The following is a 24059-nucleotide window of genomic DNA, read 5'->3' as shown; positions in this document are numbered from 1 at the left end:
GACCGTGGTGGTAGCGGTGGCGGTGACCGTGGTGGGTTCCGTCGCGATGACCGTGGTGGTAGCGGTGGCGGTGACCGTGGTGGGTTCCGTCGCGACGACCGTGGTGTCAGTGGCGGCGGTGACCGTGGCGGCTTCCGTCGGGACGCGGACCGTCCGTCGTCCTTCCGTCGTGACGAGCGGCCCAGCAGCCCGCGCCGCGACGACGACCGCGGCGGCTTCCGCCGTGACGACAACCGGGGCGGTGGCGACTTCCGCCGTGACGAGCGCAGGGACAGCGACCGTCCGCCCTTCCGCCGCGACGATCGTGGCGACTTCCGCCGTGACGACCGGCCCAGCGGCCCGCGCCATGAGGACGACCGCGGTGGCTTCCGTCGTGACGACAGCCGGGGCGGTGGCTTCCGCGGCCGCGACGACCGCGGTGGCGACGACCGGCGCGGTGGCGGCCGTTACCGCGACGAGCGGGAGCGGGACCGTGAGCCGATCAAGCGGCTGCCCATCCCGGACGACGTCACGGGCGAGGAGATCGACAAGGATGTGCGCCAGGAGCTCCTGAGCCTGCCCAAGGGGCTCGCCGAGGACGTCGCCCGCAACTTGGTGATGGTCGCCCGGCTCATCGACGAGGACCCCGAGGGCGCCTACGCGTACTCGAGGATCGCCCTGCGGCTGGCCTCGCGTGTCGCCGCCGTGCGCGAGGCGGCTGGTTTCGCCGCCTACGCGAACCAGAAGTTCAGCGAGGCGCTCGCGGAGTTCCGCGCCGCGCGCCGGATGACCGGCAGCGTGGAGCTGTGGCCCGTCATGGCGGACTGCGAGCGTGGCCTCGGCCGGCCCGAGAAGGCGCTGGAGATGGCCGGGGCGCCCGAGGTGCAGAAGCTGGACAAGGCGAGCCAGGTCGAGATGCGGCTCGTGGCCGCCGGCGCCCGGCGTGACATGGACCAGCTCGACGCGGCCATCGTCACCCTGCAGAGCCCCGAGCTCGCCTCGAACTCCGTCCAGCCCTGGACCGCGCGACTGCGGTACGCCTACGCCGACGCGCTCCTCGCCGCCGGACGTGAGGGCGAGGCACGCGAGTGGTTCGCCAAGACCGTCGAGTCCGACAAGGACGGCAGCACGGACGCCTCCGACCGCCTCGCCGAGCTGGACGGAGTCGAGTTCGTCGACGTCCTCGTCGAGGACGACGAGGAAGCCGGGAACGGGGACGCCACCGAGACCGTGACGGAGATCCGTGTCGAGGCCGAGGCCGAGCACCAGGACGCGGACGACGACGAAGGCGAAGACGACGAGGGCGAGGACGACGAGATCGAGTCCGTGACCACGGACGAGATCACGGACGACGTCGACGACCTCGACGAGGACGAGGACGAGGCCGAGGACGAAGACGAGGACGACGCTCCTCACCGTCCGCAGAGCTGACGCCGGACACCACGGCGCAAACACGTGGGCGGCGGGACACCGGAAGGTGTGCCGCCGCCCACGTGGCGTTTTCGGGGACCGCCCTTTCAGGGAGCGAGCGCCCGCAGGACCAGCCCGGACGCCGGCTTCGGCCCGAACGAGGTCGACTTGCGCGGCATCGTGACCCCCTGGCGCGCCAGATCACGTACGACGTCCTCGTGGACCGGGTGCATCAGGACGGCCGTGCCTCCGTCGCGTTCCGCCTTCTCGACCGTGGCGGTCGTGTCGTGGATGTACGCGATGTGTGCGGGAGAGTCCTCCGGGATGCCCCACACATGGTCCAGGAGCGTGGCGTGCAGGACCGTGGCGTCCAGTGAGCGCCAGGCCTCCGGGTGCTCGGCCGGGACCGTACGGGCGAGGAGGTCCGGCGACGGGCGGTCGACGAGGTGGAAGGAGCCGTCGCCGGCGAGGAGGAACGCGTTCCCCGCGGAAGCCGCCGAGGAGAGGGCCTCCAGCGCCTCGGCGAGGGGCACGTCGAGGTGGCGTACGCGGAAGGAGTCACCGAGGGCGGCCAGCGCCTCGGCGACCGGCAGGCCGTGCAGCAGGCGATGGATGGCCCGGACACGCAGCGGATAACGGGCGGTGTCCACCAGGAGGACCAGACCGTAGTCCCAGGGGCTCGGGGAAGGATGCTCCGCGCGTAGACGAAGGTACGTCGCCCAGCGGTGATGGCCGTCGGCGATCAGGGCCTGGTGCCGGCCGAGGTCCGTGCGGATCTCCGAGAGCTCCGCCGGGTCCGTGACCGCCCACAGACGATGGCTGATGCCGTCCTCCGTGGTGGTGGACAGCAGCGGCGGCAGGGCCGCGGTGCGTTCGATGACGGCGGCGGTGCCGTATCCGGAACCGTTGCCGCGATAGGTCAGCAGCAGGGGTTCGAGGTTGGCGGACGTGGCGCGCATCAGGGCCGCGCGGTCCGCGATGACGTGGGGCATCACGTCCTCGTGCGGGAGCACGACACCGTCGGCCGGGTCGGACAGCCGCAGATTGCCGATCACGCCCCGTTGCAGCAGGTCGCCGTCGCGCTGCTCGTACACGTACAGGCCCGGCTCCGGATCGGCGGCCAGGATGCCCTCCGACAGCCAGCGGTTCAGCGTGTCGGCCGCCTGGCGGTTGCGGGCGGCCGGGGTGCCGTCCTGGGGGAGGATGAGCCGGACGATGTTGTACGGGTCGGCCGACTCGAGTTCGAGCAGTCCGTCGGGCCGGACGATCACGTCGTACGGCGGGGACGTCACGGCGGCCAGGCTGCCGACCCGGTCGGGGTCGTAGCGCAGGCCTCGGAACGGGGTGAGTTCGAGGCCGCTCCCTGCCGGTGTTTCCTCCTCGGGACCTGCATAGTTCATTGGGGCATCGTAAGTGTGTCAGTGGCATGCGCGATGATCGGGGCAACGGGATCGAACGAGGAGCGATGCGCAATGAGCCAGACCGTCAGGACGCGGCCCGAGGGCAGTGGGCAGGCCCTGAGCGAGGCGTACGACACGGCGCTGCTGGACCTGGACGGGGTGGTGTACGCGGGCGGTGACGCCATCGCCCACGCCGTCGATTCGCTGGCGACGGCGCGCGCGGGCGGCATGCACCTCGCGTACGTCACCAACAACGCGCTGCGCACCCCGGACGCGGTCGCCGGGCACCTCACGGAGCTGGGCATACCGACGGTGGCCTCGGACGTCATCACCTCGGCGCAGGCCGTGGCCCGGCTCATCAGCGAGCAGGTGCCGGCGGGTGCGCGGGTGCTCGTCATCGGCGGCGAGGGTCTGCGGGTCGCGCTTCGCGAGCGCGGGCTGGAGCCGGTCGACTCGGCGGAGGACGAGCCCGTGGCGGTCGTCCAGGGGTACGGCGGTCCCGATCTGACCTGGTCCCGCTTCGGGGAGGCGTGCTACGCCATCGCGCGCGGGGTTCCGTGGTTCGCCTCCAACACGGATCTGACGATTCCGGGCGCGCGTGGGATCGCGCCCGGGAACGGCGCGGCGGTGGAGGTCGTCCGCATCGCCACGGGTGCCGAGCCGCAGGTGGCGGGCAAGCCGCTGCCCCCGATGCACCGCGAGACGATTCTGCGGACCGGGGCCGAGCGGCCGCTGGTGGTCGGGGACCGGCTGGACACGGACATCGAGGGCGCGTTCAACGGCGAGGTGGACTCGCTGCTCGTTCTCACCGGTGTGGCGGACGGGGCACAGCTCCTCGCCGCGCCTCCGCAGCACCGGCCGACGTATGTCGACGCAGATCTGCGCGGGATGCTCACCGGGCAGCCCGAGGTCGTCGAGGCCGGCGACGGGTTCCGCTGTGGCGGCTGGACGGCGACGGCGGGCGACCGGGAACTCGAGCTGACGGGCGAGGGCGAGGCCCTCGACGGACTGCGGGCCCTGTGCGCGGCGGCGTGGACGGCCGCGGGTGAGAGCACGTGCGAGCTGGACGGGGGGAAGGCGCTGGCCCGGCTGGGCCTCTAGGACCTGTCCGACCGGACCGGGACCGGGATCGGACCTGGAGCGGACCGGACCGGACCTGGAGTGAACGGGGGCCGGTCCTGTCCCGGTCCCCGTCCGTTCCAGGTGTCCGGGAAGGGCACGGTGCCGGTGCCCGCTCGTGGTCGGGGCAGGGCCGGTGGGGCGGCTGACCTGGGCCTCGGCGCGAGGCCGGGTGCGCGGGCGCCCCGAAACGTCGACACGAGGGTAGGCTAACCTAACCTCGTGTTGGTCGACAGTCCTCCTGAACAGCGCGCGGAAACCGCCCCCGCGCCCCCAACCCGCCGGGCGATACGGGCCTTCGGGCTCCTCGTCTCCGTGGGCGTCCTGCTGCTGGTCGCGCTGGCGAGTATCGCGATCGGCGCGAAAGCGCTGCCGCTGGACCAGGTGTGGCACGGCCTGTTCCACGACTCGGGGACATACGCCGATGTCGTGGTCGGCGACCGGATCTCGCGCACCGTGCTCGGGCTGCTGGCCGGCGCCGCGCTCGGGCTGTCCGGTGCCGTCCTCCAGGCGCTCACCCGCAATCCGCTGGCCGACCCCGGTCTGCTCGGGATCAACGCGGGCGCGTCCGCCGCCGTCGTCACCGCGATCACCTATTTCGGCGTCACCTCGCTGAGCGGCTACGTCTGGTTCGCCTTCCTCGGCGCGGCCGCGGTCGGAGCGCTGGTCTGGTTCCTGGGCGGAAGCCGGGGCGCGACCCCGGTACGGCTCGCGCTCGCCGGAACCGCGATCAGTGCCGCGCTGTACGGCTATCTCCAGGCCGTGATGATCATGGACGACGCCGCGCTCGGCAAGATGCGCTTCTGGACCGTCGGTTCGCTCGCCTCGGCGACCGACTCGACGATCGAGCAGGTGGCCCCCTTCCTCGCCGTCGGCACGCTCGTCGCGCTGGCCCTGGCCCGGCCGTTGAACGCGGTGGCCATGGGCGACGACACCGCCCGGGCGCTCGGCGCCAACCTGAACCGCACCCGCGCGCTGTCGATGGCCGCCGCGACCGTGCTCTGCGGCGCCGCCACCGCCGCCTGCGGACCGATCGTGTTCGTCGGGCTCATGGTCCCGCACGCCGTCCGCTCCTTCACCGGGCCCGACCTGCGCTGGATCCTGCCGTACGCCACCGTCCTGTCGCCCGTGCTGCTGCTCGGCGCCGATGTCCTGGGGCGGATGGTCGCCCGGCCGGCGGAACTCCAGGTCGGCATCGTCACCGCGGTCCTCGGCGGTCCGGTCTTCATCTTTCTCGTACGGCGACGGAGGACGGCGCAGCTGTGACGACCCCACGTGTCCGAAGCATCCGAACCGCACGCGACCGGAGCGTCCCGGCACTCCCCGCGCGCCGTGTCCGGGCCGTCCGCACCGGCGGCGGACTGTCCGTCCGCCTCGACATCCGCACGTTCCTGGTGGTCGTCCTGCTGCTGGTGGCAGCGGCCGCGGCGAGCGTGGTCCTCATCGGCACCGGCGACTTCCCGATCCCGGCCGGCGACGTGCTCAAGACCCTGGCCGGCGACGGCAGCCCCAGCCAGGAGTTCATCGTCAACGACCTGCGGCTGCCGCGCGTTCTCGTCGGGCTGCTGGTGGGGGCCTCGCTCGGGCTGGCCGGAGCGCTCTTCCAGTCGGTCTCCCGCAATCCGCTGGGCAGCCCCGACGTGCTCGGACTCGGACAGGGTTCCACCGCCGGCGCGCTCATCATGATCGTGCTGTACTCGGGCAGCGCGACCGAGGTCGCCCTCGGGGCGCTCGTCGGCGGACTCCTGACCGGGTTCGCCATCTACCTGCTCGCGTGGAAGCGGGGCGTGCACGGCTATCGCCTGGTCCTCGTCGGCATCGGCGTCTCCGCGATCGTCACGGCGGTCAACGGCTACCTCCTCACCAAGGCCGACCTCGTCGACGCGGCCCGCGCCGTCGTCTGGATGACCGGCTCCCTCAACGGCCGGGACTGGGCCCAGGTCTGGCCGCTGCTCATCCTGTGCGCCGTCCTCGTCCCCCTCGTCCTCGGCAACGCGCGCGGGCTGCGGATGATGGAGATGGGCGACGACGTGTCGTACGCCCTCGGAGTGAGCGTCGAGCGGACGCGGCTGCTGCTGATGGTGGCCGCCGTGCTGCTCACCGCGGGTGCCACCGCCGCCGCGGGCCCCGTCGGTTTCGTGGCGCTCACCGCCCCGCAGCTGGCCCGGCGGCTCACCCGGTCGCCCGGACCGAACCTCATGCCGTCGATGTGCATGGGCGCGACCCTGCTCGTCGTCGCGGACTGGGCCTCGCAGCGCGCCTTCGGCGCCGATCAGCTGCCGGTCGGCGTCGTGACCGGCGTCCTCGGCGGTGTCTACCTGCTGTGGCTGCTGGTCACCGAGCGCAAGGCGGGCCGGATATGAGCGGCCAGGCGGACCCGGCCGTGCGGGAACCGAAGAACGCGGCGCGGGCGAACGACCAGGCGCACGAGAACACCCCAAGGAGCACTGTGAACCGCCTGTCCGCCGACAACGTCACCCTCGGCTACGACCAGCGCGTCATCGCGGAGAAGCTGTCGGTGGAGATTCCCGACAACTCCTTCACCGTGATCGTCGGCCCGAACGCCTGCGGCAAGTCCACACTGCTGCGTGCCCTCTCGCGCATGCTGAAGCCCTCGGCCGGACGGGTGCTGCTCGACGGACAGGCGATCCAGTCGATGCCCGCGAAGAAGGTGGCACGTACCCTCGGGCTGCTGCCGCAGTCGTCGATCGCACCGGACGGGATCACGGTCGGCGACCTCGTCGGCCGGGGCCGCTACCCCCATCAGGGCCTGCTGCGCCAATGGTCCGCGGAGGACGAGCGGGTGGTGCAGGAGTCGATGGCCTCGACCGGGGTCGCCGAGCTCGCCGACCGCTACGTCGACGAACTGTCGGGCGGCCAGCGCCAGCGCGTGTGGATCGCGATGGCGCTCGCGCAGCAGACCCCGCTGCTCCTGCTGGACGAGCCGACGACCTATCTCGACATCCAGCACCAGATCGACGTCCTCGACCTGTGCGCCGAGCTCCACGAGACCCAGGGCCGCACCCTGGTCGCCGTGCTGCACGACCTCAACCACGCGGCCCGGTACGCCACCCACCTGATCGCCCTGCGCGGCGGCGAGGTCATCGCCGAGGGCGCCCCGAACGACATCGTCACGGCCGAGCTGGTCGAGGAGGTCTTCGGGCTGCGCTGCCAGATCATCGACGACCCCGAGACCGGGACACCGCTCGTGGTGCCCGCGGCACGCAAGGCCAGGGTCCCCGCCGCCGCGGCCGCTAGAGAAGGGTCCTGAGCCGGAACAGGTCGCGCAGGCCCGCCTCCAGCTTCACCCGGCCCGAGCCCCAGGCCCTGGCGAAGTTCAGCTCGCCGTTCACCATCGACACCAGGTCGTCGCCGCTCATGGTCAGCCGGATCTGGGCCCGCTCGGGAGGCGGGCCCTGGAGCGTGTCGAGGACCTCGATCCGGCCGCCCCTGAGACGGCCGACGAAGGTGATGTCCAGGTCGGTGATACGGCAGCTCAGCGAGCGGTCCAGGGCCGCCGCGGCGCGTACGTTCCCGTCGGCGCCCGCCATGTTGTCCGAAAGCCTGTCGAGTGCGGTGCGGCACTCCTCTGTCGTCGCCATCGTGATCGACGGTACCGCAGCCCTTCGCGGTAGCGTCGGGGCATGAACGTCTCAGTCCCCGAGGGCGAGCCTCCCGAGGCCATGGCGGAGCACGAGCCCGGCCCGGCCGCGCAGGCGGAACCGGAACCCGCGTACGACCCCGCCGCACCGGCCCCGCTGAACATCCCGCGTGTCCCGACGGGCCACGCCGACGTCGACGCCCGGCTCGACCGCCTCGCCGACGCCGACCACCTCGCCACGGACGGACACCTCGAGGTGTACGAGGATGTGCACCGGGGGCTGCGCGACGCGCTCACCGCGCTCGACGTCCGCCCGGGAGTCCCGGCTCCGGCCGGCCGCCCGGTCGGCGCCCCGCAATGAGATCCTTCGGGACACCCGGGAAACGTCCCGGGCGATCCTTTCCATCGCCGTACGACCGCAGGAGCTGAACCGAACGTGGCAGGAGTGGCACGCCGCCGCCTCGACGCCGAGCTGGTCCGCAGGAAACTCGCCCGCTCGCGCGAGCACGCCGGACAGCTGATCGCCGCGGGCAGGGTCAGCGTGGGCAAGACCCTCGCGACCAAGCCCGCCACGCAGGTCGAGACCGCCGCGGCGATCGTGGTCAGCAAGGACGACAGCGACCCCGACTACGTCTCGCGCGGCGGACACAAGCTCGCCGGCGCGCTCGCCGTCTTCGGGCCGCAGGGCCTGAAGGTCGAGGGGCGGCGGGCACTGGACGCCGGCGCGTCCACCGGAGGCTTCACCGACGTACTGCTGCGCGCGGGCGCCGCCCACGTCGTCGCCGTGGACGTAGGTTACGGACAACTCGCGTGGTCTCTCCAGAGCGATGAACGCGTCACCGTCAAGGACCGTACGAACGTACGCGAGTTGACGTTGGAGGCGATCGATGGGGAGCCCGTGGACCTTGTTGTCGGGGATCTGTCCTTCATCCCGCTCGGACTGGTGCTGCCCGCCCTCGCGCGGTGCACGGCGCCGGATGCCGACCTGGTGATGATGGTCAAGCCGCAGTTCGAGGTGGGGAAGGACCGGCTGGGCAGCGGCGGTGTCGTGCGCAGTCCGGAGCTGCGCGCCGAGACCGTGCGCGGTGTGGCGGGACGGGCCCGGGAGCTGGGGCTCGGAGTGAAGGGCGTGACAGCGAGCCCGTTGCCCGGACCGTCGGGCAACGTCGAGTACTTTCTGTGGCTGAGTGCCGGGGCACCCGAACTCGACCCGGCCGACGTTGACCGTGCAGTGGCGGAGGGGCCGCGTTGACACAGACCCGAGCTCGTACTGTTTTCCTGCTGGCCCACACCGGGCGGCCGGCAGCCATCCGCAGCGCCGAGCTGGTCGTCCAGGGGCTGCTGCGTTCCGGGATCGGCGTACGGGTCCTCGCGGCCGAGGCGGCCGATCTGCCGCTGCCGGCCGAGGTGGAGCTGGTCCAGGAGGCCACTCCGCAGTGCCTCGACGGCTGCGAGCTGCTCATCGTCCTCGGCGGTGACGGAACGCTGCTGCGCGGCGCCGAGTTCGCCCGCGCCTCCGGTGTGCCGATGCTCGGCGTCAACCTCGGGCGGGTCGGCTTCCTCGCCGAGGCCGAGCGCGACGATCTGGACAAGGTCGTCGACCGGGTCGTCACCAGGGCCTACGAGGTCGAGGAACGCATGACCGTCGACGTGGTCGTGCACCGCAACGGCGACATCGTGCACACCGACTGGGCGCTGAACGAGGCGGCCGTGCAGAAGGTGTCCGCCGAGAAGCTCCTCGAAGTGGTGCTGGAGATCGACGGGCGGCCCGTCACCGGGTTCGGCTGCGACGGGATCGTCTGCGCGACCCCGACCGGGTCGACCGCGTACGCCTTCTCCGCGGGCGGGCCCGTGGTCTGGCCCGAGGTCGAGGCGCTGCTGATGGTGCCGATCAGCGCGCACGCCCTGTTCGCCAAGCCGCTGGTGACCTCACCGGACTCGGTGCTCGCCGTGGAGGTGCTGCCGCACGTTCCGCCGGGCGTCCTGTGGTGCGACGGACGGCGGACCGTGGAACTGCCGCCGGGCGCGCGGGTCGAGGTGCGGCGCGGAGCCGTGCCCGTGCGGCTCGCCAGGCTGCACCACGCGTCCTTCACCGACCGGCTCGTCGCCAAGTTCGCACTGCCCGTCTCCGGATGGCGCGGGGCACCGCACTAGGGCCTGTCTGACAATTCCCGTCTGCCCGGCGACGCCATGCACGCGCTCTCGCCGCACCGGCCCCAGACCCGAGTACGTCCAGTACGCAGGTCCGGGGCCGGCACGCCGAGAGCACGCTCCCCCAAGCTCTCGGCTTCGCTCGAGCAGGGGGGACCCCCATGACGCCGCCGGGCCGCCCTCCGGGCGACGACGCGAATTGTCAGACAGGCCCTAGCCACACCCCCCGGCACCCGGTTCCGCCCGGGTGCCGGGCCGCCTCCGCGCGGGCCGTCGGCGAACGAGATCACCTCCGGAAGGTAACGCTCGGTTCTCTTTGCGGGGGGCGGCGTCGCACGGCGCCGGGAAAACCTCGTATGGTCGGGGACGTGTTGGAGGAGATGCGGATACGGTCGCTCGGAGTCATCGACGACGCGGTCGTCGAGTTGTCACCCGGCTTCACCGCCGTGACCGGTGAGACCGGTGCGGGCAAGACGATGGTGGTCACCAGCCTCGGGCTGCTGCTGGGCGGGCGTGCGGACCCGGCCCTCGTGCGGATCGGCGCCAAGAGCGCGGTCGTGGAGGGGCGGATCAGCGTACCCGCGGGCGGGACGGCCGTCGTACGGGCCGAGGAAGCGGGTGCCGAGCTCGACGAGGGCATGCTGCTGATCAGCCGTACCGTTTCGGCAGAGGGGCGTTCACGCGCGCACCTGGGCGGACGCTCGGTGCCGGTCGGCGTGCTCGCCGAACTCGCCGACGAACTCGTCGCGGTGCACGGCCAGACCGACCAGCAGGGGCTGCTCAAACTGTCCCGGCAGCGACAGGCCCTGGACCGGTACGCGGGTGACGCGGTCGCCGTGCCGCTCGCCAAGTACGCGGGTGCCTATCGCCGGCTGCGGGCCGTCTCGGCCGAGCTGGACGAGATCACGACGCGGGCGCGGGAACGGGCCCAGGAAGCCGACATGCTGCGCTTCGGACTCGACGAGATCGCGGCCGTCGAGCCGCGCGCCGGCGAGGACGCGGAGCTGGCGGCGGAAGCGGAACGGCTCGGGCACGCGGAGGCGCTGGCATCGGCCGCCACCGCCGCGCACGCCGCGCTGGCGGGCAACCCCGAGGACCCGGAGGGAATCGACGCGGCCACGCTCGTCGCGGGCGCCCACCGGGCACTGGAGGCCGTACGGTCGCACGACTCGGCCCTCGCCACGCTGTCCGGGCGCATCGGGGAGATCGCCATCCTGCTCGGCGACGTCGCGGGCGAACTCGCGGGTTACGCCGACGACCTCGACGCCGACCCGCTGCGGCTGGCGGCGGTCGAGGAGCGCAGGGCCGCGCTCACCCAGCTGACCCGCAAGTACGGCGAGGACATCGACGCCGTGATCGCCTGGGCCGAGCGGAGTTCCGAGCGGCTCACCGAACTCGACGGCGACGACGACCGGCTCGGCGAGCTGACCGCCGAGCGGGACGCTCTGCGCGGCGAACTGGGCGGCCTGGCCCAGGCGCTGACGGACGCCCGCGCGGAGGCCGCCGAACGGTTCGCCGCCGCCGTCACCGCCGAGCTGGCCTCGCTCGCGATGCCGCACGCGCGCGTGTCCTTCGAACTCCGGCAGACGGACGACCCTGAGGGGGTGGAGGTCGGCGGACGCCCGGTGGCCTACGGCCCGGCCGGGGCCGACGAGGTGGAACTCCTGCTCGCCCCGCATCCCGGGGCGCCGCCGCGGCCCATCGCCAAGGGGGCGTCCGGCGGCGAGCTCTCGCGGGTCATGCTCGCGGTGGAGGTCGTGTTCGCCGGGACCGACCCCGTGCCGACGTACCTCTTCGACGAGGTCGACGCGGGTGTCGGCGGCAAGGCCGCGGTCGAGATCGGGCGCCGGCTGGCGAAGCTCGCCAAGAGCGCGCAGGTCGTCGTCGTCACGCATCTGCCGCAGGTGGCCGCCTTCGCCGACCGGCAGCTCCTGGTCGAGAAGACCAACGACGGCTCGGTGACCCGGTCCGGCGTGAAGGTGCTGGAGGGCGAGGAGCGCATCCGCGAGCTGTCCCGGATGCTGGCCGGCCAGGAGGACTCCGAGACGGCCCGGGCGCACGCGGAGGAACTGCTCGCGGCGGCCCGCGCGGACGCCTAGCAGGGGCGGTCCTGCCCCCTCGGCGGGGCTGGACCGCCCGCCTGGACCGCCCGGTTGGGCTGTCCGCCTCGACTGGTCCGCCTGGGCGGGGCCGCCCGGGCTCCGTGGTCGTGCCGCCTGCTTTTTCGCTCCCTCCGCCCCTGCCCTTCCCGTACCCGGGGCTCCGCCCCGGACCCCGCTCCTCAAACGCCGGAGGGGCTGAAATCTGCCCCGCAGCTGTAAAGGGCCGGGTGGAGGGGCTGGATTCGGCTCCGCACCTGTGAACGGCCGGGCAAGGGCTGAAATCTGCCCCGCATCTGTAAAGCCGGGCCGGGGAGCGCGGTCTCCCGGATGCGCCTCTCGGTACGCGGGTGCACCTTCCGTGCCGGTGCGGCGCGCCGGGGCGTTTCCGGTACCGAGGTGACATGTGATGCGCCGGGGTCTTCCAGAGGCCCAGGTGACTCGCGGGGGCCAAGGGGCTTGTTCGGTCTTGTGATCCCGTCCTCCCCGGAATGGACTATTCATCACTCGTGCGGGTGACGGTCGTCGCCGGGTTGCCTTGTCTGACGTGCCCTCGTCGTGACGGCGGTGCCGGAACGCCCGGGAGGCCTGGCATCCTTGGCGTAGTACGCGGTGCACGACGTGCGGTACCCCTCCTCCGCACGACCTTCTGTACGTTTCCCCGTGACCGTCCGACGCCGAACCAGGAGCCCCGGCCGCGTGAGCCACGTGAGCAGCCACTCAGCGCACGGCCAGTCGCCGCTGCGCACCGTGCAGGTGCTCGGCGGCGGAAGCGCGGGCAGCAGCGCGCACGTACGGTCGCTGGCCGCGGGTCTGGTCGCCCGAGGGGTCCGGGTCACCGTCTGCGCTCCCGCCGAGGCGGACCGCGTGTACGGGTTCACCGGGGTCGGCGCGCACCACGTTCCCGTGCCCCGCAGCAGCGACCCCGCCTCGGTCTCCGCGCTGCGGGCGGCCTGCGCGGACGCCGACCTCGTGCACGCGCACGGGATCCACGCGGCGCTCCGGGCCGTGCTGGCGCTCAGCGGGCGACGCGTTCCCCTCGTCGTCACCTGGCACACCCGCTCGGAGGCGGACGGCGCCCGGGCCCATGTCCTGCGGCTCCTCGAACGCCGGGTCGCCAGAGCCGCCGCGGTGGTGCTCGGGACCTCGTCGGACCTGGTGGACCGGGCCCGCAGGAGGGGAGCACGGGACGCGCGGCTCGCCGCCGTCGCGCTCCCGGCGCCGCGCCTGCCCGTCGAGCCGGTGGAACCCGACCGGTTCCGGCACAAGACGCGGGCCGAACTCGGTTCGACCGACCGCCCGTTGCTCATCGCGGTCGGCTCGCTCGACCGGTACCGCGGCTACCACACCCTCCTGGACGCCTCGCGCGCCTGGTGCCGCCTCGATCCCATGCCGCTGCTGGTGATCGCGGGGGAGGGGCCGCTGCGCGCCGTTCTCCAGCGCCGGATCGAGGACGAGGAACTGCCGGTCCGGCTCATCGGGCGGCGCGAGGACGTCACGGAACTGCTGGCGGCGGCCGACCTCGTCCTGCTGCCCAGCCGGTGGGAGTCGCGCTCGGTGCTGGCGCAGGAGGCCCTTCACGCGCGTGTTCCGCTCGTCGCGACAGCGGTCGGGGGCATCCCCGAGACGGTCGGCGACGCGGCCGAACTCGTCCCGTACGGCAACGCGAAGGCGCTCGCCGACGCCGTCCTGCGGCTGCTCGCCGATCCGGAGCGCCGGGAGGCGTTGCGGGAGAAGGGCGCCCGGCAGGCCGCCACGTGGCCGACCGAGGACGAGACGGTCGCCCAGGTGCTGAGCGTCTACGACGAGTTCACGCGGTTCCGGCCGCTGGTCTGACACCCGGGACCTGGGGCGACAGGCAGGCGGGCAGTCGGGCAGGCGGGCAGTCGGGCCGCCCTCAGGGAACGTGCCTGCGTGCCCGCAGCGCCAGGCTCAACGCCAGTACCGTCTGCGGGTCGTCCAGGTCCATGCCCAGCAACTCACCGATCCTGGCGAGGCGGTTGTACAGGGTCTGCCGGTTGAGATGCAGTTCGCGGGCGGTCTCCGCCTTGCGGCCCGCGTGCGCCAAGTACGTCTGGAGGGTGGGGAGAAGAGGCGGTTTGGAGCGGACGTCGTGGTCGCGGAGCGGGCCGATCGCGCGCTCCACGAAGGCGGCCAGGTCGGGGTGCTCGCGCAGTCGCCACAGCAGCAGGTCGATGTCCAGACGGCGTGCGTCGTACCAGGGCCGGTCCGACAGTCCCTGCGCGGCCGTCGCCGTCTCCGCCGCGTGCCGCAGACCCGCCGACGCGGCCGCCCAGCCCCCGGCGACCCCGACCACCACCACCGGCGGCTGCGCCCCGGGCCGCTGCATGCCCGCGCGTTCCACCCCGGCGCGCAGCGCCGCCGCGACCCGGTCCGCGACGGCCTGCCGCTCCGACTCCGAGCGCAGGCCCAGCAGCAGCGGGACCCGGCCCTCGACGGGACGTACGCCCAGCAGCACCGGGACGCCCACCGAGGCCAGCTCCTCGGCGACGGCGCGGGCCAGGACCGCCCAGCCGCCGCCGGGCGCGAGACCGTCGGCGAGTCGCATCACGACCGGCAGGAGCGGGCCGGAGCCGGGCTTGAAGCCGAGCACCCGGGCCTGTGCCGGCGCGTCCTCGGCCTCGATACGGCCCTCGGCCAGGTCGGTCAGGAAGTCGCCGCGCCCCCGGGCGGCCAGTTCCTCCTCCTGGCGGGCCTGCATCAGCACGACGGCCAGGATGCCGGCGGCCCGCTCGGCGGCGATCCGGTGCACCGGGGCGACCGGAGCGCCGACGGACAGCAGCACCAGGCGGGCCCGTACGGAGCCGGTGCCGGGGCCGCCGCCGGGCACGTCCACCAGGGTGGTTCCCGCGGGCGGCTCCTCCTTGTGCTGGCCGCGCAGCCCCTCCCAGACCTGGAGCGGGTCGGCGCCCGTGGAGCCGGACCCGGCCGCGTACAGGAGCTGTCCGTCGGCCGTCTCCAGGAAGACCGGGTTGTCGCTGAAGTCGGCCAGGATGCGCAGGACTTGAGGCACTCCGCCGCCGCCGAGCAGGGCCTCGGTGCAGCGCCGGTGCACTTCCTCGGCCTGCTGGAGCAGTGCGTAGTGGCCGTTGACGATCTCGGTGTGGATCTCCTCCGTGACCGTCACGAAGGGCACCTCGCGGTGCAGCTGGACCAGCGGCAGACCGGTGGAACGCGCCGTCTCCACGAGCGCGGCCGGGAGCCGGGTGAAGCGCGGGCCGAGTTCCACGACGAGCGCCGCGATCCCGCGCTCGGCCAGGGTGCGGACGAACGCGCGCTGGTCGGCCGGGCGGGTGCCGAGACCGTACCCGGTGGTCAGCAGCAGTTCGCCGCCCTTGAGCAGCGAGGCGATGTTCGGCACCTCGCCCGCGTGCACCCAGCGCACGGTCCGCTGCAGCCGGTCGGCCCCCGCGATGATCTCCGGCAGCCCGCTGCGCAGTCCGGGCAGCTCAAGGGCCCTCTGCACGGTGATTCCGGCGCCCTGGGTGTCGTAACGGCTGTCCATGGAGCGGACGCTACCCGCGGACGGCTCGCGGAGGCATCTCCGGGCCGGGGCGGGCGGCCGGGGGAGCCGCCGCGGGCGGTGTCCGGGTGAGCGCCGAGGTCAGGCGGCGGCCGGTACGGGGGTGATGTTGTGGTTGAAGCGGAAGACGTTGTCCGGGTCGTACTCGGCCTTCACCGCGGCCAGCCGCCTGAGGTTGTCCTCGCCGAGCCCGGCCGTGACGCGGTCCGTGCCCTCGTCCCCGATGAAGTTCAGGTAGACCGCGCCGGTGCTCCACGGCCGGACGTCCTCGCGGACCTTCCTGACCCAGGCGACACACCGCTCGTCGTCGGCCGGGTCCTCCCAGATCCCGAAGGGGTGCACGGCCCAGGGCGCGTCGCGGTAGGGGACCGGGAACCGGGACGGTCCGGCGGCGATCGCGCCACCCTGCGGGAACAGCACGTGCTGGGTGCCGGTGGGGACGGGCATGGCCTCGCCGAGGGCGCAGAAGACGTCCACGAAGTCGTCGGGCGCGCCGGTGACGTATTCGGCCGACCAGTAGTTCCGCAGGCCCGGCGGGTCGTCGAGCATGCACTGGAAGTCGGCGTAGGGCAGGGCGGTGACGATCTCGACCTCGTGCGGCAGAGCCAGCAGCGGCTGGGCGACCTTGCGCAGGTCCTCCTCGCCGCCCGCGTACGTCACGAGAGCGGCGCACAGCCGCGTACCGACCAGTTCCTTCGGCACGAACTCCTCGGGCGGGCCGGTCAGGTAGAGGACGCCGCCGCCCGCCTCCGGCGGCCCGTTCGCGATGATCTCGCGGTAGACACGCACGACGTCGGGGCCGGCGTCCGGCCGGAACATCACCAGGGCGATCGAGAACTCGGGCAGCGGGTGCAGCTTGAGGGTGAGCGCGGTGGCGACGCCGAAGTTCCCGCCGCCGCCGTGCAGGGCCCAGAACAGCTCCGGGTTCTCCTGGTCGGTGGCGCGTACCGGAGAACCGTCGGCGGTCACCAGCTCGATCCCGAGGAGATTGTCGACGGCGAGGCCGAAGGAGCGGTCCAGCCAGCCGCTGCCGCCGCCGAGGACGAAGCCGCCGACGCCGGTCGTGGAGACGCGGCCGCCGGTGGTCGCGAGGCCGTACGGCTGGGTGGCCCGGTCGAGATGGCTCATCACGGCTCCGCCCTCGACCCGGACCGTCTCGGACCCGGGGTGGACGGTGACCGCGTGCATGCGGCTGAGATCGATGACGAGACCGCCGTCGTTGAGCGACATTCCGGAGACGCTGTGACCGCCTCCGCGTACGGCGATCGGCAGATCCAGCTCACGCGCGAAGCGCACCGCGCGCGTCACGTCGGCCTCGCCCTCGCACCGCGCGATCACGGCGGGCCGCCGGTCGATCATCGCGTTGAAGATCGACCGGGCTTCGTCGTACCCCGGATCGTCGGGGGTGACCACATCGCCGGAGAGACCCGCGCGGAACGCGGCCAGTGCCGCGCCGGCCTTCGAAAGGGGAGCCATGGAAGCCGCCCCCTTCCATGAGGGGACAGGACTTCCTCCAGGCTAGGCGGGTACGGCGCATCGGGCGCGTCGGGGACGGGATCCCCCACGCGCCCGGCACGGCTCAGCCGCCGTACGCCCCGCTCGCCGTCAGCCGCAGGGCCGTGTCGATGAGCGGGACGTGGCTGAAGGCCTGCGGGAAGTTCCCGACCTGGCGCTGCAGACGCGGGTCCCACTCCTCGGCCAGCAGACCGAGGTCGTTGCGCAGGGCCAGCAGACGCTCGAAGAGCTTGCGGGCCTCGTCGACCCGGCCGATCATCGCGAGGTCGTCGGCCATCCAGAACGAGCAGGCGAGGAAGGCGCCCTCGTCGCCCTCCAGACCGTCCACGCCCGCGTATTCGCCGGAGGTCGGGTAGCGCAGGATGAAGCCGTCGGAGGTGGACAGCTCGCGCTGGATCGCCTCGATGGTGCCGATCACCCGCTTGTCGTCCGGCGGCAGGAAGCCCATCTGCGGGATGAGCAGCAGGGAGGCGTCGAGCTCCTTCGAGCCGTAGGACTGCGTGAAGGTGTTCCGCTCCTGGTCGTAGCCCTTCTCGCACACGTCCCGGTGGATGTCGTCGCGCAGTTCGCGCCATTTCTCCAGCGGGCCGTGCGCGTCCCCGGACTCGATGAGCTTGATCGTGCGGTCGACGGCGACCCAGGCCATCACCTTGGAGTGCACGAAGTGCCGCCGCGGGCCCCGGACTTCCCAGATCCCCTCGTCCGGCTGGTCCCAGTGGGTCTCCAGGTAGCGGATCAGCTTCAACTGGAGGAGCGAGGCGTAGTCGTTGCGGGACAGGCCCGTCATATGGGCCAGGTGCAGGGCCTCGGTGACCTCGCCGTAGACGTCGAGCTGGAGCTGGTGCGCGGCGCCGTTGCCGACCCGGACGGGCGCCGAACCCTCGTACCCGGGAAGCCAGTCGAGCTCGGCCTCGCCCAATTCCCGTTCCCCCGCGATGCCGTACATGATCTGGAGGTTCTCCGGGTCGCCGGCGACCGCGCGCAGCAGCCACTCGCGCCAGGCGCGGGCCTCCTCGCGATAGCCGGTGCGCAGCAGCGAGGAGAGGGTGATGGCCGCGTCGCGCAGCCAGGTGTAGCGGTAGTCCCAGTTGCGTACGCCGCCGATCTCCTCCGGGAGGGAGGTGGTGGGCGCGGCGACGATGCCGCCGGTGGGCGCGTACGTCAGGGCCTTCAGCGTGATCAGGGAGCGGACGACGGCCTCGCGGTAGGGGCCGTGGTACGTGCACTGGTCGACCCAGTCGCGCCAGAACTCCTCGGTCGCCTCCAGCGACTGCTCCGGCTCGGGCAGCGGCGGCGGCTGCTTGTGCGAGGGCTCCCACGACACGGTGAAGGCGATGCGCTCGCCCGGTGCCACGGTGAAGTCGGCGTAGGTGGTCAGGTCCTTGCCGTACGTCTGACAGTTCGTGTCGAACCAGACCGAGTCGGGTCCGGCGACCGCGACCGTGCGCCCCTCGTGCCGGCGCACCCAGGGCACGACACGGCCGTACGAGAACCGCATGCGCAGCGTGGAGCGCATCGGCACCCGGCCCGTGACGCCCTCGACGATCCTGATCAGCTGCGGCGCGCCGTCGCGTGGGGGCATGAAATCGGTCACCCGGACCGTGCCGCGCGGTGTGTCCCACTCGGATTCGAGGATCAGCGAGTCGCCGCGGTACCGGCGGCGCGAGGCCGCGGGTGGCTGCGCGTCGGCGGCGTGCGCGGGACCGAGCCGCCAGAAGCCGTGATCCTCCGTACCGAGCAGTCCCGCGAAGATGGCATGGGAGTCGAAGCGGGGCAGGCACAGCCAGTCGACTGTGCCGTCCCGGCAGACCAGCGCGGCTGTCTGCATGTCTCCGATGAGTGCGTAGTCCTCGATGCGCCCGGCCACGTGCATCTCCAGTCGAACGGCCACGGCGCCCCTTCGCGGGGCGGTCGCTCTTGCGGTCAAAGGGAACGTAGGTACTGCAAAAACAGTAGGCAATGGAGTCGGTAACTGCGGAACGTCGATGATGGAGGACGTCCGTCGCGCGTCGCTGCGAAACGCCGGTTGTCGGTGCGATGGGCGATGCGATTGTCGTTTCGAACGAACTGACAGGCCCTCTTTGGTTCCGGTTACGTACGGGATGGTGCCGTGTGCCGGAGGGGCTCGGCGGCGAGTGTCCGAGCAGGATACGACGCACGTGGATGATCCGCGTGCCGCTCCGGACAACCCGGCTGAGCCGATCGAGTGAGCGGTGTGTGAACCGTGTGCCGGGCCGGGTGCCCAGGTGTGCGCGGAGCGTGGCCGGAAGCGACCTCGTCCGGTCGCTGATACCCTGGTAGCCCGTGGACCGGTGGGCAAGAAACCCCCGAACCGCAGCGACGGCAACCCCCGGAAATCTCCGGGCCCCACGCCGGCACGCACCCCAGACCGACCACGGGAGCCCCCTCTTGGCCATGCCGCCCAGTGCTTTTCGAAACAGCACAGCCACGACGACCAAGCACATCTTCGTCACCGGGGGTGTCGCCTCCTCCCTCGGCAAGGGACTGACCGCCTCCAGCCTGGGCGCGCTGCTCAAGGCGCGGGGTCTGCGCGTCACCATGCAGAAGCTCGACCCGTACCTGAACGTCGACCCGGGCACCATGAACCCGTTCCAGCACGGCGAGGTGTTCGTCACCAACGACGGCGCCGAGACGGACCTGGACATCGGGCACTACGAGCGCTTCCTCGACGTGGACCTGGACGGCTCGGCCAACGTGACCACCGGTCAGGTGTACTCCACCGTCATCGCCAAGGAGCGGCGCGGCGAGTACCTCGGTGACACCGTGCAGGTCATCCCGCACATCACCAACGAGATCAAGCACCGCATCCGCCGCATGGCGACCGACGACGTCGACGTCGTCATCACCGAGGTCGGCGGCACGGTCGGCGACATCGAGTCGCTGCCCTTCCTGGAGACGGTCCGCCAGGTCCGTCACGAGGTCGGCCGCGACAACGTCTTCGTCGTGCACATCTCGCTCCTGCCGTACATCGGCCCGTCCGGCGAGCTGAAGACCAAGCCGACGCAGCACTCGGTCGCGGCGCTGCGCAACATCGGTATCCAGCCGGACGCGATCGTGCTGCGGGCCGACCGCGAGGTCCCCACCGCCATCAAGCGCAAGATCTCGCTGATGTGCGACGTCGACGAGGCCGCCGTGGTCGCCGCGATCGACGCCAAGTCGATCTACGACATCCCGAAGGTCCTGCACACCGAGGGCCTGGACGCCTACGTCGTCCGCAAGCTGGACCTGCCGTTCCGCGACGTGGACTGGGCGACCTGGGACGACCTGCTCGACCGCGTCCACAACCCGGTCCACGAGATCACCATGGCGCTCGTCGGCAAGTACATCGACCTGCCCGACGCCTACCTCTCGGTCACCGAGGCGCTGCGCGCCGGCGGTTTCGCCAACAAGGCCCGCGTCAAGATCAAGTGGGTCACCTCGGACGACTGCAAGACCCCCGCGGGCGCGGCCAAGCAGCTCGGCGACGTCGACGCGATCTGCATCCCCGGCGGCTTCGGCGACCGCGGCGTCTCCGGCAAGGTCGGCGCGATCCAGTACGCCCGCGAGAACCGCATCCCGCTGCTCGGCCTGTGCCTGGGCCTGCAGTGCATCGTGATCGAGGCCGCGCGGAACCTGGCCGACATCCCCGACGCCAACTCCACCGAGTTCGACTCCGGCACCGGCCACCCGGTCATCTCCACGATGGCCGAGCAGCTCGACATCGTGGCGGGCGAGGGCGACATGGGCGGCACCATGCGCCTGGGCATGTACCCGGCCAAGCTCGCCGAGGGCTCGATCGTGCGCGAGGTGTACGACGGCAAGGAGTACGTCGAGGAGCGGCACCGCCACCGCTACGAGGTGAACAACGCCTACCGCGCCGAGCTGGAGAAGAAGGCCGGCCTCCAGTTCTCCGGCACCTCCCCGGACGGCAAGCTCGTCGAGTACGTCGAGTACCCGCGCGACGTCCACCCGTACCTGGTCGCGACCCAGGCGCACCCCGAGCTGCGCTCCCGCCCGACCCGGCCGCACCCGCTCTTCGCGGGCCTGGTCAAGGCCGCGGTGGCACGCAAGACGGGCAAGTAGGGCCAAGCGGCACCAGGTTGTACGGTGACCGGGGTGCGGGTCCGCGGGAGTTCCCGCGGGCGCGTGCCCCGGTTCCGTCACCGGACCGGACTCTTTTTGCGTGTGGGAGGACAGGCCATGACGATCAAGGACACCCCCGAGGAGTGGGAGGTCCGGGCGACCGAGACCCCCTTCAAGGGCAACAAGACCTCGGTGCGCACCGACGACGTGGTCATGCCCGGCGGATCCGTCGTCCGCCGCGACTACCAGGTCCACCCGGGCTCCGTGGCCGTGCTCGCCCTGGACGACGAGGACCGTGTCCTGGTCCTGCGCCAGTACCGCCACCCCGTGCGCCACAAGCTGTGGGAGATCCCGGCGGGGCTGCTCGACATCCCCGGCGAGAACCCGCTGCACGCCGCCCAGCGCGAGCTCTACGAGGAGGCGCACGTCAAGGCGGAGACCTGGCGGGTGCTGACCGACGTCTACACCACGCCCGGCGGCTGCGACGAAGCCATCCGGATCTTCCTGGCCCGTGACCTCTCCCAGGCGGAGGGCGAGCGGTTCGAGGTCGAGGACGAGGAGGCCGACATGGAGCTGGCCCGCGTGCCCCTCGGTGAACTCGTCGGCGGTGTGCTCGCCGGCGACCTGCACAACAACTGCCTGGTCGTGGGCGTCCTCTCGCTGCTCGCCGCGCGGCACGGCGCCGGACTGGACGCCCTGCGCCCGGCCGAGGCGCCCTGGCCCGCGCGCCCGTTCGAGGCCTGACGTCCGCCTCCGGGGCGGCCGCGCCGTTCCGGAGGCCGGCCCCGGACGGGCCGCGTACGTCCGTCCGGGGGTAGCGGTCCTACGATCACCTGATCCGATCGGGGGATATCGCCGCCGCGCTCCGCACGGATCGTCGCAGAGCGTGAACTAGGCTCGGGAAAACGTCCGTACCGGAGTCCCGGCGGGCTTGCGCGTGCAGTGGAACGGGAGCGTGGCCCGTGGCGGATCAGGCGGTGGACGACGGCGGCACCAAGGTGTCGTCCCAGGGGCAGCGGCCGGCTGCCGGGTCCCCTCCTGCGAAGAGTCAGTTCCTGGGCCGTGCAAGAGAGTTGAAGGAACTTCGGGCGGACATCGAACGCGCCGGTCTCGACACCATCGCCGGCCGCAAGGCCCCGCGGGCCCGGGTGCTGCTCATCGCGGGCAAGCCCGGCTCCGGCCGGACCGCGCTGGCGGCCCGGCTCGCCGCGCAGGTCGCCGAGAGTTACCCCGACGGCATACTGCGCGCCCGCCTCACCGAACCCGACGGCACCCCGGTGCCCACCGAGGCCACCGCGCGGGAACTGCTCACCGCCCTCGGCCTGTCCGCACCCCCCGGAGCCGACGCCGACGACCTCGGCGAGCGGCTGCGCGAGGCCCTCGCGGTCCGCCGGGCGGTGCTCCTGCTCGACGACGCCGCCGACGCCGAGCAGGTCGACGCGCTGCTGCCCGACTCCCCGGACTGCCTGGCCGTCGCCGTCTCCGGCGGGCCGCTGACCGGGATCGCGGACGTCCGCCCCTGCACGCTCGGCGGCCTGGACACCAAGTCCGCCCTCGAACTCCTCGGCCACTTCACCGGCTCGGTCCGCATCACCGTCGACCCGCTCGCCGCCGAAGGACTGGTCGAACTGTGCGCGGGCCAGCCGGCCGCCCTGGTGCTGGCCGGCGGCTGGCTCGCCGCGCGCCCCGCCGCCGCCGTCTCCGATCTCGCCAAGCAGCTGCGCACCGAGGGCGAGGACGGCACACCGCTGGACCGCGTCTTCCGGCTCTCGTACGCCTCCCTGCCGGGCACCGCCGCGCGGATACTGCGACTGCTCTCGCTGGCCCCCGCGGGCCTCGTCGACCCGCACACCGCCTCCGCGCTGGCCGGCTGCTCGGTCCAGACGGCGCACACCACGCTGGACGAGTTCGTCGGCCTCGGCCTGGTGCGGGCGATCCCCTCGGAGCTGCCGCAGTACGAGGTTCCCGGCTGCCTCCACCCCCTGCTCCGGACGCTCGTCGACACCCATGACCGGGCCGCCGAGGTGCAGCTGGCCCGCGCCCGGATGCTGGAACGGACCGTACGGCTCCTGGTGTCCTGCCGTGCCATCACCGAGACCGACAGCTCGCCCGCCCGGGAGAAGCTCGCGGGGATGCCGCGCGCCCTGCGCTTCTCCGGCCCCGGGGCGGCCGAGGACTGGCTGCGGGTGCGCCGGCCCGCGCTGCTCGCCTCGGCGCGGCTGGCGGTCGCCGACGGGGAGCTGGACACCCTCGCCCGGCGGCTGATGGCCGCCCTGGTGCGGGCGATGGCGGCTCATTTCGGCACCCGGGCCGCGGCGGCCGACCTGTACGGCATCCACCGTCTCGTGCTGGATGTCGCCGAGCGCCGGAACCTGCCGCGCGAGAAGGCGGCGGCCCTGCTCAATCTCGCCGACCTCGACGCGCAGACCGGCCGCGGGACCGACGCCCTCGCCCGCTACCGGGCAGCGCTGGACGCCGGACGCGAGGCGAACGACCCGTACGCGACCGGCCGCGCGATGGAATCCGTAGGCGGTGCCCACCAGGAACTCGGGGACCACGACCGGGCCGCCGACTGGTACGGCAGGGCGCTCGCCCAGCGGCTCGCCCGGGACGAGCGCGTGGACGCCGCCCGGCTGTACGGGCGCATCGCCACCGCGCACACCTACGCGGGCCGCTACGGCGAGGCTCAGGTCAACTGGCGCGCCGCGGTCGCCTGGCACCGCAAGAACGGTGATGTCGCCTCCCAGGCAAGGGCGTTGAGCGAGATGGCCCGGGTCCAGGAGTACGCGGGACGCCCCGAGGAGTCGCTGCGCACCTGTCAGGAAGCCGTCGAGTGGGCGCGCCGCGCGGACGACGTCCGGCTGCAGGCCGCGCTCCAGGTCAGGCTGGCCGACACCCTGGACCGGCTCGGCGACCCGGCGGCCGCCCGGCTGCACCGGGCGGCGGCCGAGCGCATGCTGGGAGAGGAGCTCCTTGAGAGCACATCCGGCTCGGAACGCGACAGTAACGCCTACGAAATCCGCAGTGCATCCACTGAAGATTGATGCATTGAAAGGCTAGACAGAGGGAATCCCTTCATTAGACTGGCTCCGCCGCGTTCTTCCGTGGTGTCTCCCGGTGTGCTCCCGTACGTCGGGTATGACATGCATTGCCTGGCT

18 protein-coding genes are annotated in these 24059 nt (G+C 72.5%); 13 read left to right on the top strand and 5 right to left on the bottom strand.

Translation table 11 applies throughout. From position 1 onward, the window contains the following. Positions 1–549 precede the first annotated feature (549 nt). Positions 550–1410 (top strand): hypothetical protein, encoded by an 861-nt coding sequence (locus ACFYW9_RS35595; RefSeq protein WP_389159276.1) that lies wholly within the window; start codon positions 550–552, stop codon positions 1408–1410. Between the two features lie 86 nt (positions 1411–1496). Here the strand turns inward: ACFYW9_RS35595 and ACFYW9_RS35590 are convergent, their stop codons facing one another. Beyond that, positions 1497–2789 (bottom strand): DUF1015 domain-containing protein, encoded by a 1293-nt coding sequence (locus ACFYW9_RS35590; RefSeq protein WP_389159272.1) that lies wholly within the window; start codon positions 2787–2789, stop codon positions 1497–1499. A gap of 72 nt (positions 2790–2861) precedes the next feature. On the opposite strand from ACFYW9_RS35590, the gene ACFYW9_RS35585 reads away from it, so the two are divergent. The 4 genes from ACFYW9_RS35585 (at position 2862) to ACFYW9_RS35570 (ending at position 7179) form a co-directional block, all read left to right on the top strand. After that, the gene (locus ACFYW9_RS35585) at positions 2862–3890 is read left to right on the top strand and encodes an HAD hydrolase-like protein (RefSeq protein ID WP_389159270.1); all 1029 of its coding nucleotides are present in this window, start codon (positions 2862–2864) and stop codon (positions 3888–3890) included. Positions 3891–4130: 240 nt separating this feature from the next. Then, positions 4131–5174, top strand: a complete 1044-nt coding sequence (locus tag ACFYW9_RS35580; protein ID WP_389159268.1) for a FecCD family ABC transporter permease — start codon at positions 4131–4133, stop codon at positions 5172–5174. Between the two features lie 20 nt (positions 5175–5194). Continuing rightward, on the top strand, positions 5195–6271 hold the full coding sequence (locus ACFYW9_RS35575; RefSeq protein WP_389159275.1) for a FecCD family ABC transporter permease: 1077 nt from the start codon (positions 5195–5197) through the stop codon (positions 6269–6271). Beyond that, on the top strand, positions 6268–7179 hold the full coding sequence (locus ACFYW9_RS35570; protein ID WP_389159266.1) for an ABC transporter ATP-binding protein: 912 nt from the start codon (positions 6268–6270) through the stop codon (positions 7177–7179). Before ACFYW9_RS35575 ends, ACFYW9_RS35570 begins: the two co-directional genes overlap by 4 nt. Here the strand turns inward: ACFYW9_RS35570 and ACFYW9_RS35565 are convergent. After that, a complete protein-coding gene (locus ACFYW9_RS35565; protein WP_351864303.1) occupies positions 7163–7510 on the bottom strand; it encodes an SCP2 sterol-binding domain-containing protein in 348 nt (115 codons plus the stop codon). The two genes, ACFYW9_RS35570 and ACFYW9_RS35565, sit on opposite strands and share 17 nt — an antisense overlap. A 42-nt stretch (positions 7511–7552) precedes the next feature. Here ACFYW9_RS35565 and ACFYW9_RS35560 point away from each other — a divergent pair, with 42 nt between their 5' ends. The 5 genes from ACFYW9_RS35560 to ACFYW9_RS35540 all read left to right on the top strand — a co-directional run bounded on the left by ACFYW9_RS35560 (position 7553) and on the right by ACFYW9_RS35540 (position 13595). Then, a complete protein-coding gene (locus ACFYW9_RS35560; RefSeq protein WP_389159264.1) occupies positions 7553–7870 on the top strand; it encodes a hypothetical protein in 318 nt (105 codons plus the stop codon). Positions 7871–7945: 75 nt separating this feature from the next. Continuing rightward, positions 7946–8761 (top strand): TlyA family RNA methyltransferase, encoded by an 816-nt coding sequence (locus ACFYW9_RS35555; RefSeq protein WP_389159262.1) that lies wholly within the window; start codon positions 7946–7948, stop codon positions 8759–8761. Then, a complete protein-coding gene (locus ACFYW9_RS35550; protein ID WP_326788629.1) occupies positions 8758–9663 on the top strand; it encodes an NAD kinase in 906 nt (301 codons plus the stop codon). The genes ACFYW9_RS35555 and ACFYW9_RS35550 overlap by 4 nt, the downstream gene beginning before the upstream one ends. Positions 9664–10016: 353 nt before the next feature. Further along, on the top strand, positions 10017–11759 hold the full coding sequence (recN, locus tag ACFYW9_RS35545; protein ID WP_389159260.1) for a DNA repair protein RecN: 1743 nt from the start codon (positions 10017–10019) through the stop codon (positions 11757–11759). Positions 11760–12458: 699 nt separating this feature from the next. Then, on the top strand, positions 12459–13595 hold the full coding sequence (locus ACFYW9_RS35540; protein WP_389159258.1) for a glycosyltransferase family 4 protein: 1137 nt from the start codon (positions 12459–12461) through the stop codon (positions 13593–13595). A gap of 61 nt (positions 13596–13656) precedes the next feature. Here the strand turns inward: ACFYW9_RS35540 and ACFYW9_RS35535 are convergent, their stop codons facing one another. The 3 genes from ACFYW9_RS35535 to ACFYW9_RS35525 all read right to left on the bottom strand — a co-directional run bounded on the left by ACFYW9_RS35535 (position 13657) and on the right by ACFYW9_RS35525 (position 18685). Then, positions 13657–15285, bottom strand: a complete 1629-nt coding sequence (locus ACFYW9_RS35535; RefSeq protein ID WP_389159256.1) for a PucR family transcriptional regulator — start codon at positions 15283–15285, stop codon at positions 13657–13659. Positions 15286–15384: 99 nt separating this feature from the next. Next, positions 15385–16779 (bottom strand): FAD-binding oxidoreductase, encoded by a 1395-nt coding sequence (locus tag ACFYW9_RS35530; RefSeq protein WP_351864287.1) that lies wholly within the window; start codon positions 16777–16779, stop codon positions 15385–15387. A 103-nt stretch (positions 16780–16882) separates the two neighbouring features. After that, positions 16883–18685 (bottom strand): glycoside hydrolase family 15 protein, encoded by a 1803-nt coding sequence (locus ACFYW9_RS35525; protein ID WP_351864335.1) that lies wholly within the window; start codon positions 18683–18685, stop codon positions 16883–16885. A gap of 548 nt (positions 18686–19233) precedes the next feature. Here ACFYW9_RS35525 and ACFYW9_RS35520 point away from each other — a divergent pair. The 3 genes from ACFYW9_RS35520 (at position 19234) to ACFYW9_RS35510 (ending at position 23945) form a co-directional block, all read left to right on the top strand. After that, the gene (locus ACFYW9_RS35520; protein WP_339128483.1) at positions 19234–20901 is read left to right on the top strand and encodes a CTP synthase; all 1668 of its coding nucleotides are present in this window, start codon (positions 19234–19236) and stop codon (positions 20899–20901) included. A 117-nt stretch (positions 20902–21018) separates the two neighbouring features. Further along, complete coding sequence (locus tag ACFYW9_RS35515; RefSeq protein ID WP_351864284.1) at positions 21019–21645, top strand: NUDIX hydrolase; 627 nt, start codon at positions 21019–21021, stop codon at positions 21643–21645. 218 nt (positions 21646–21863) lie between these two features. Next, complete coding sequence (locus ACFYW9_RS35510) at positions 21864–23945, top strand: tetratricopeptide repeat protein (protein ID WP_389159253.1); 2082 nt, start codon at positions 21864–21866, stop codon at positions 23943–23945. Positions 23946–24059: the final 114 nt, after the last annotated feature.

Source organism: Streptomyces sp. NPDC002698 (assembly GCF_042888945.1).
In the GTDB taxonomy this organism is placed as follows: Bacteria; Actinomycetota; Actinomycetes; order Streptomycetales; family Streptomycetaceae; genus Streptomyces.
This window is presented reverse-complemented; position numbering and strand designations above follow the sequence as displayed.

Bases quoted from the DNA above. Each gene is read 5' to 3' on its own strand.
- ACFYW9_RS35590 (WP_389159272.1), bottom strand. From the start codon at position 2,789: ATGAACTATGCAGGTCCCGAGGAGGAAACACCGGCAGGGAGCGGCCTC.
- ACFYW9_RS35585 (WP_389159270.1), top strand. From the start codon at position 2,862: ATGAGCCAGACCGTCAGGACGCGGCCCGAGGGCAGTGGGCAGGCCCTG.
- ACFYW9_RS35570 (WP_389159266.1), top strand. From the start codon at position 6,268: ATGAGCGGCCAGGCGGACCCGGCCGTGCGGGAACCGAAGAACGCGGCG.
- ACFYW9_RS35565 (WP_351864303.1), bottom strand. From the start codon at position 7,510: ATGGCGACGACAGAGGAGTGCCGCACCGCACTCGACAGGCTTTCGGAC.
- ACFYW9_RS35560 (WP_389159264.1), top strand. From the start codon at position 7,553: ATGAACGTCTCAGTCCCCGAGGGCGAGCCTCCCGAGGCCATGGCGGAG.
- recN (WP_389159260.1), top strand. From the start codon at position 10,017: ATGGTCGGGGACGTGTTGGAGGAGATGCGGATACGGTCGCTCGGAGTC.
- ACFYW9_RS35535 (WP_389159256.1), bottom strand. From the start codon at position 15,285: ATGGACAGCCGTTACGACACCCAGGGCGCCGGAATCACCGTGCAGAGG.
- ACFYW9_RS35530 (WP_351864287.1), bottom strand. From the start codon at position 16,779: ATGGCTCCCCTTTCGAAGGCCGGCGCGGCACTGGCCGCGTTCCGCGCG.
- ACFYW9_RS35520 (WP_339128483.1), top strand. From the start codon at position 19,234: ATGCCGCCCAGTGCTTTTCGAAACAGCACAGCCACGACGACCAAGCAC.
- ACFYW9_RS35515 (WP_351864284.1), top strand. From the start codon at position 21,019: ATGACGATCAAGGACACCCCCGAGGAGTGGGAGGTCCGGGCGACCGAG.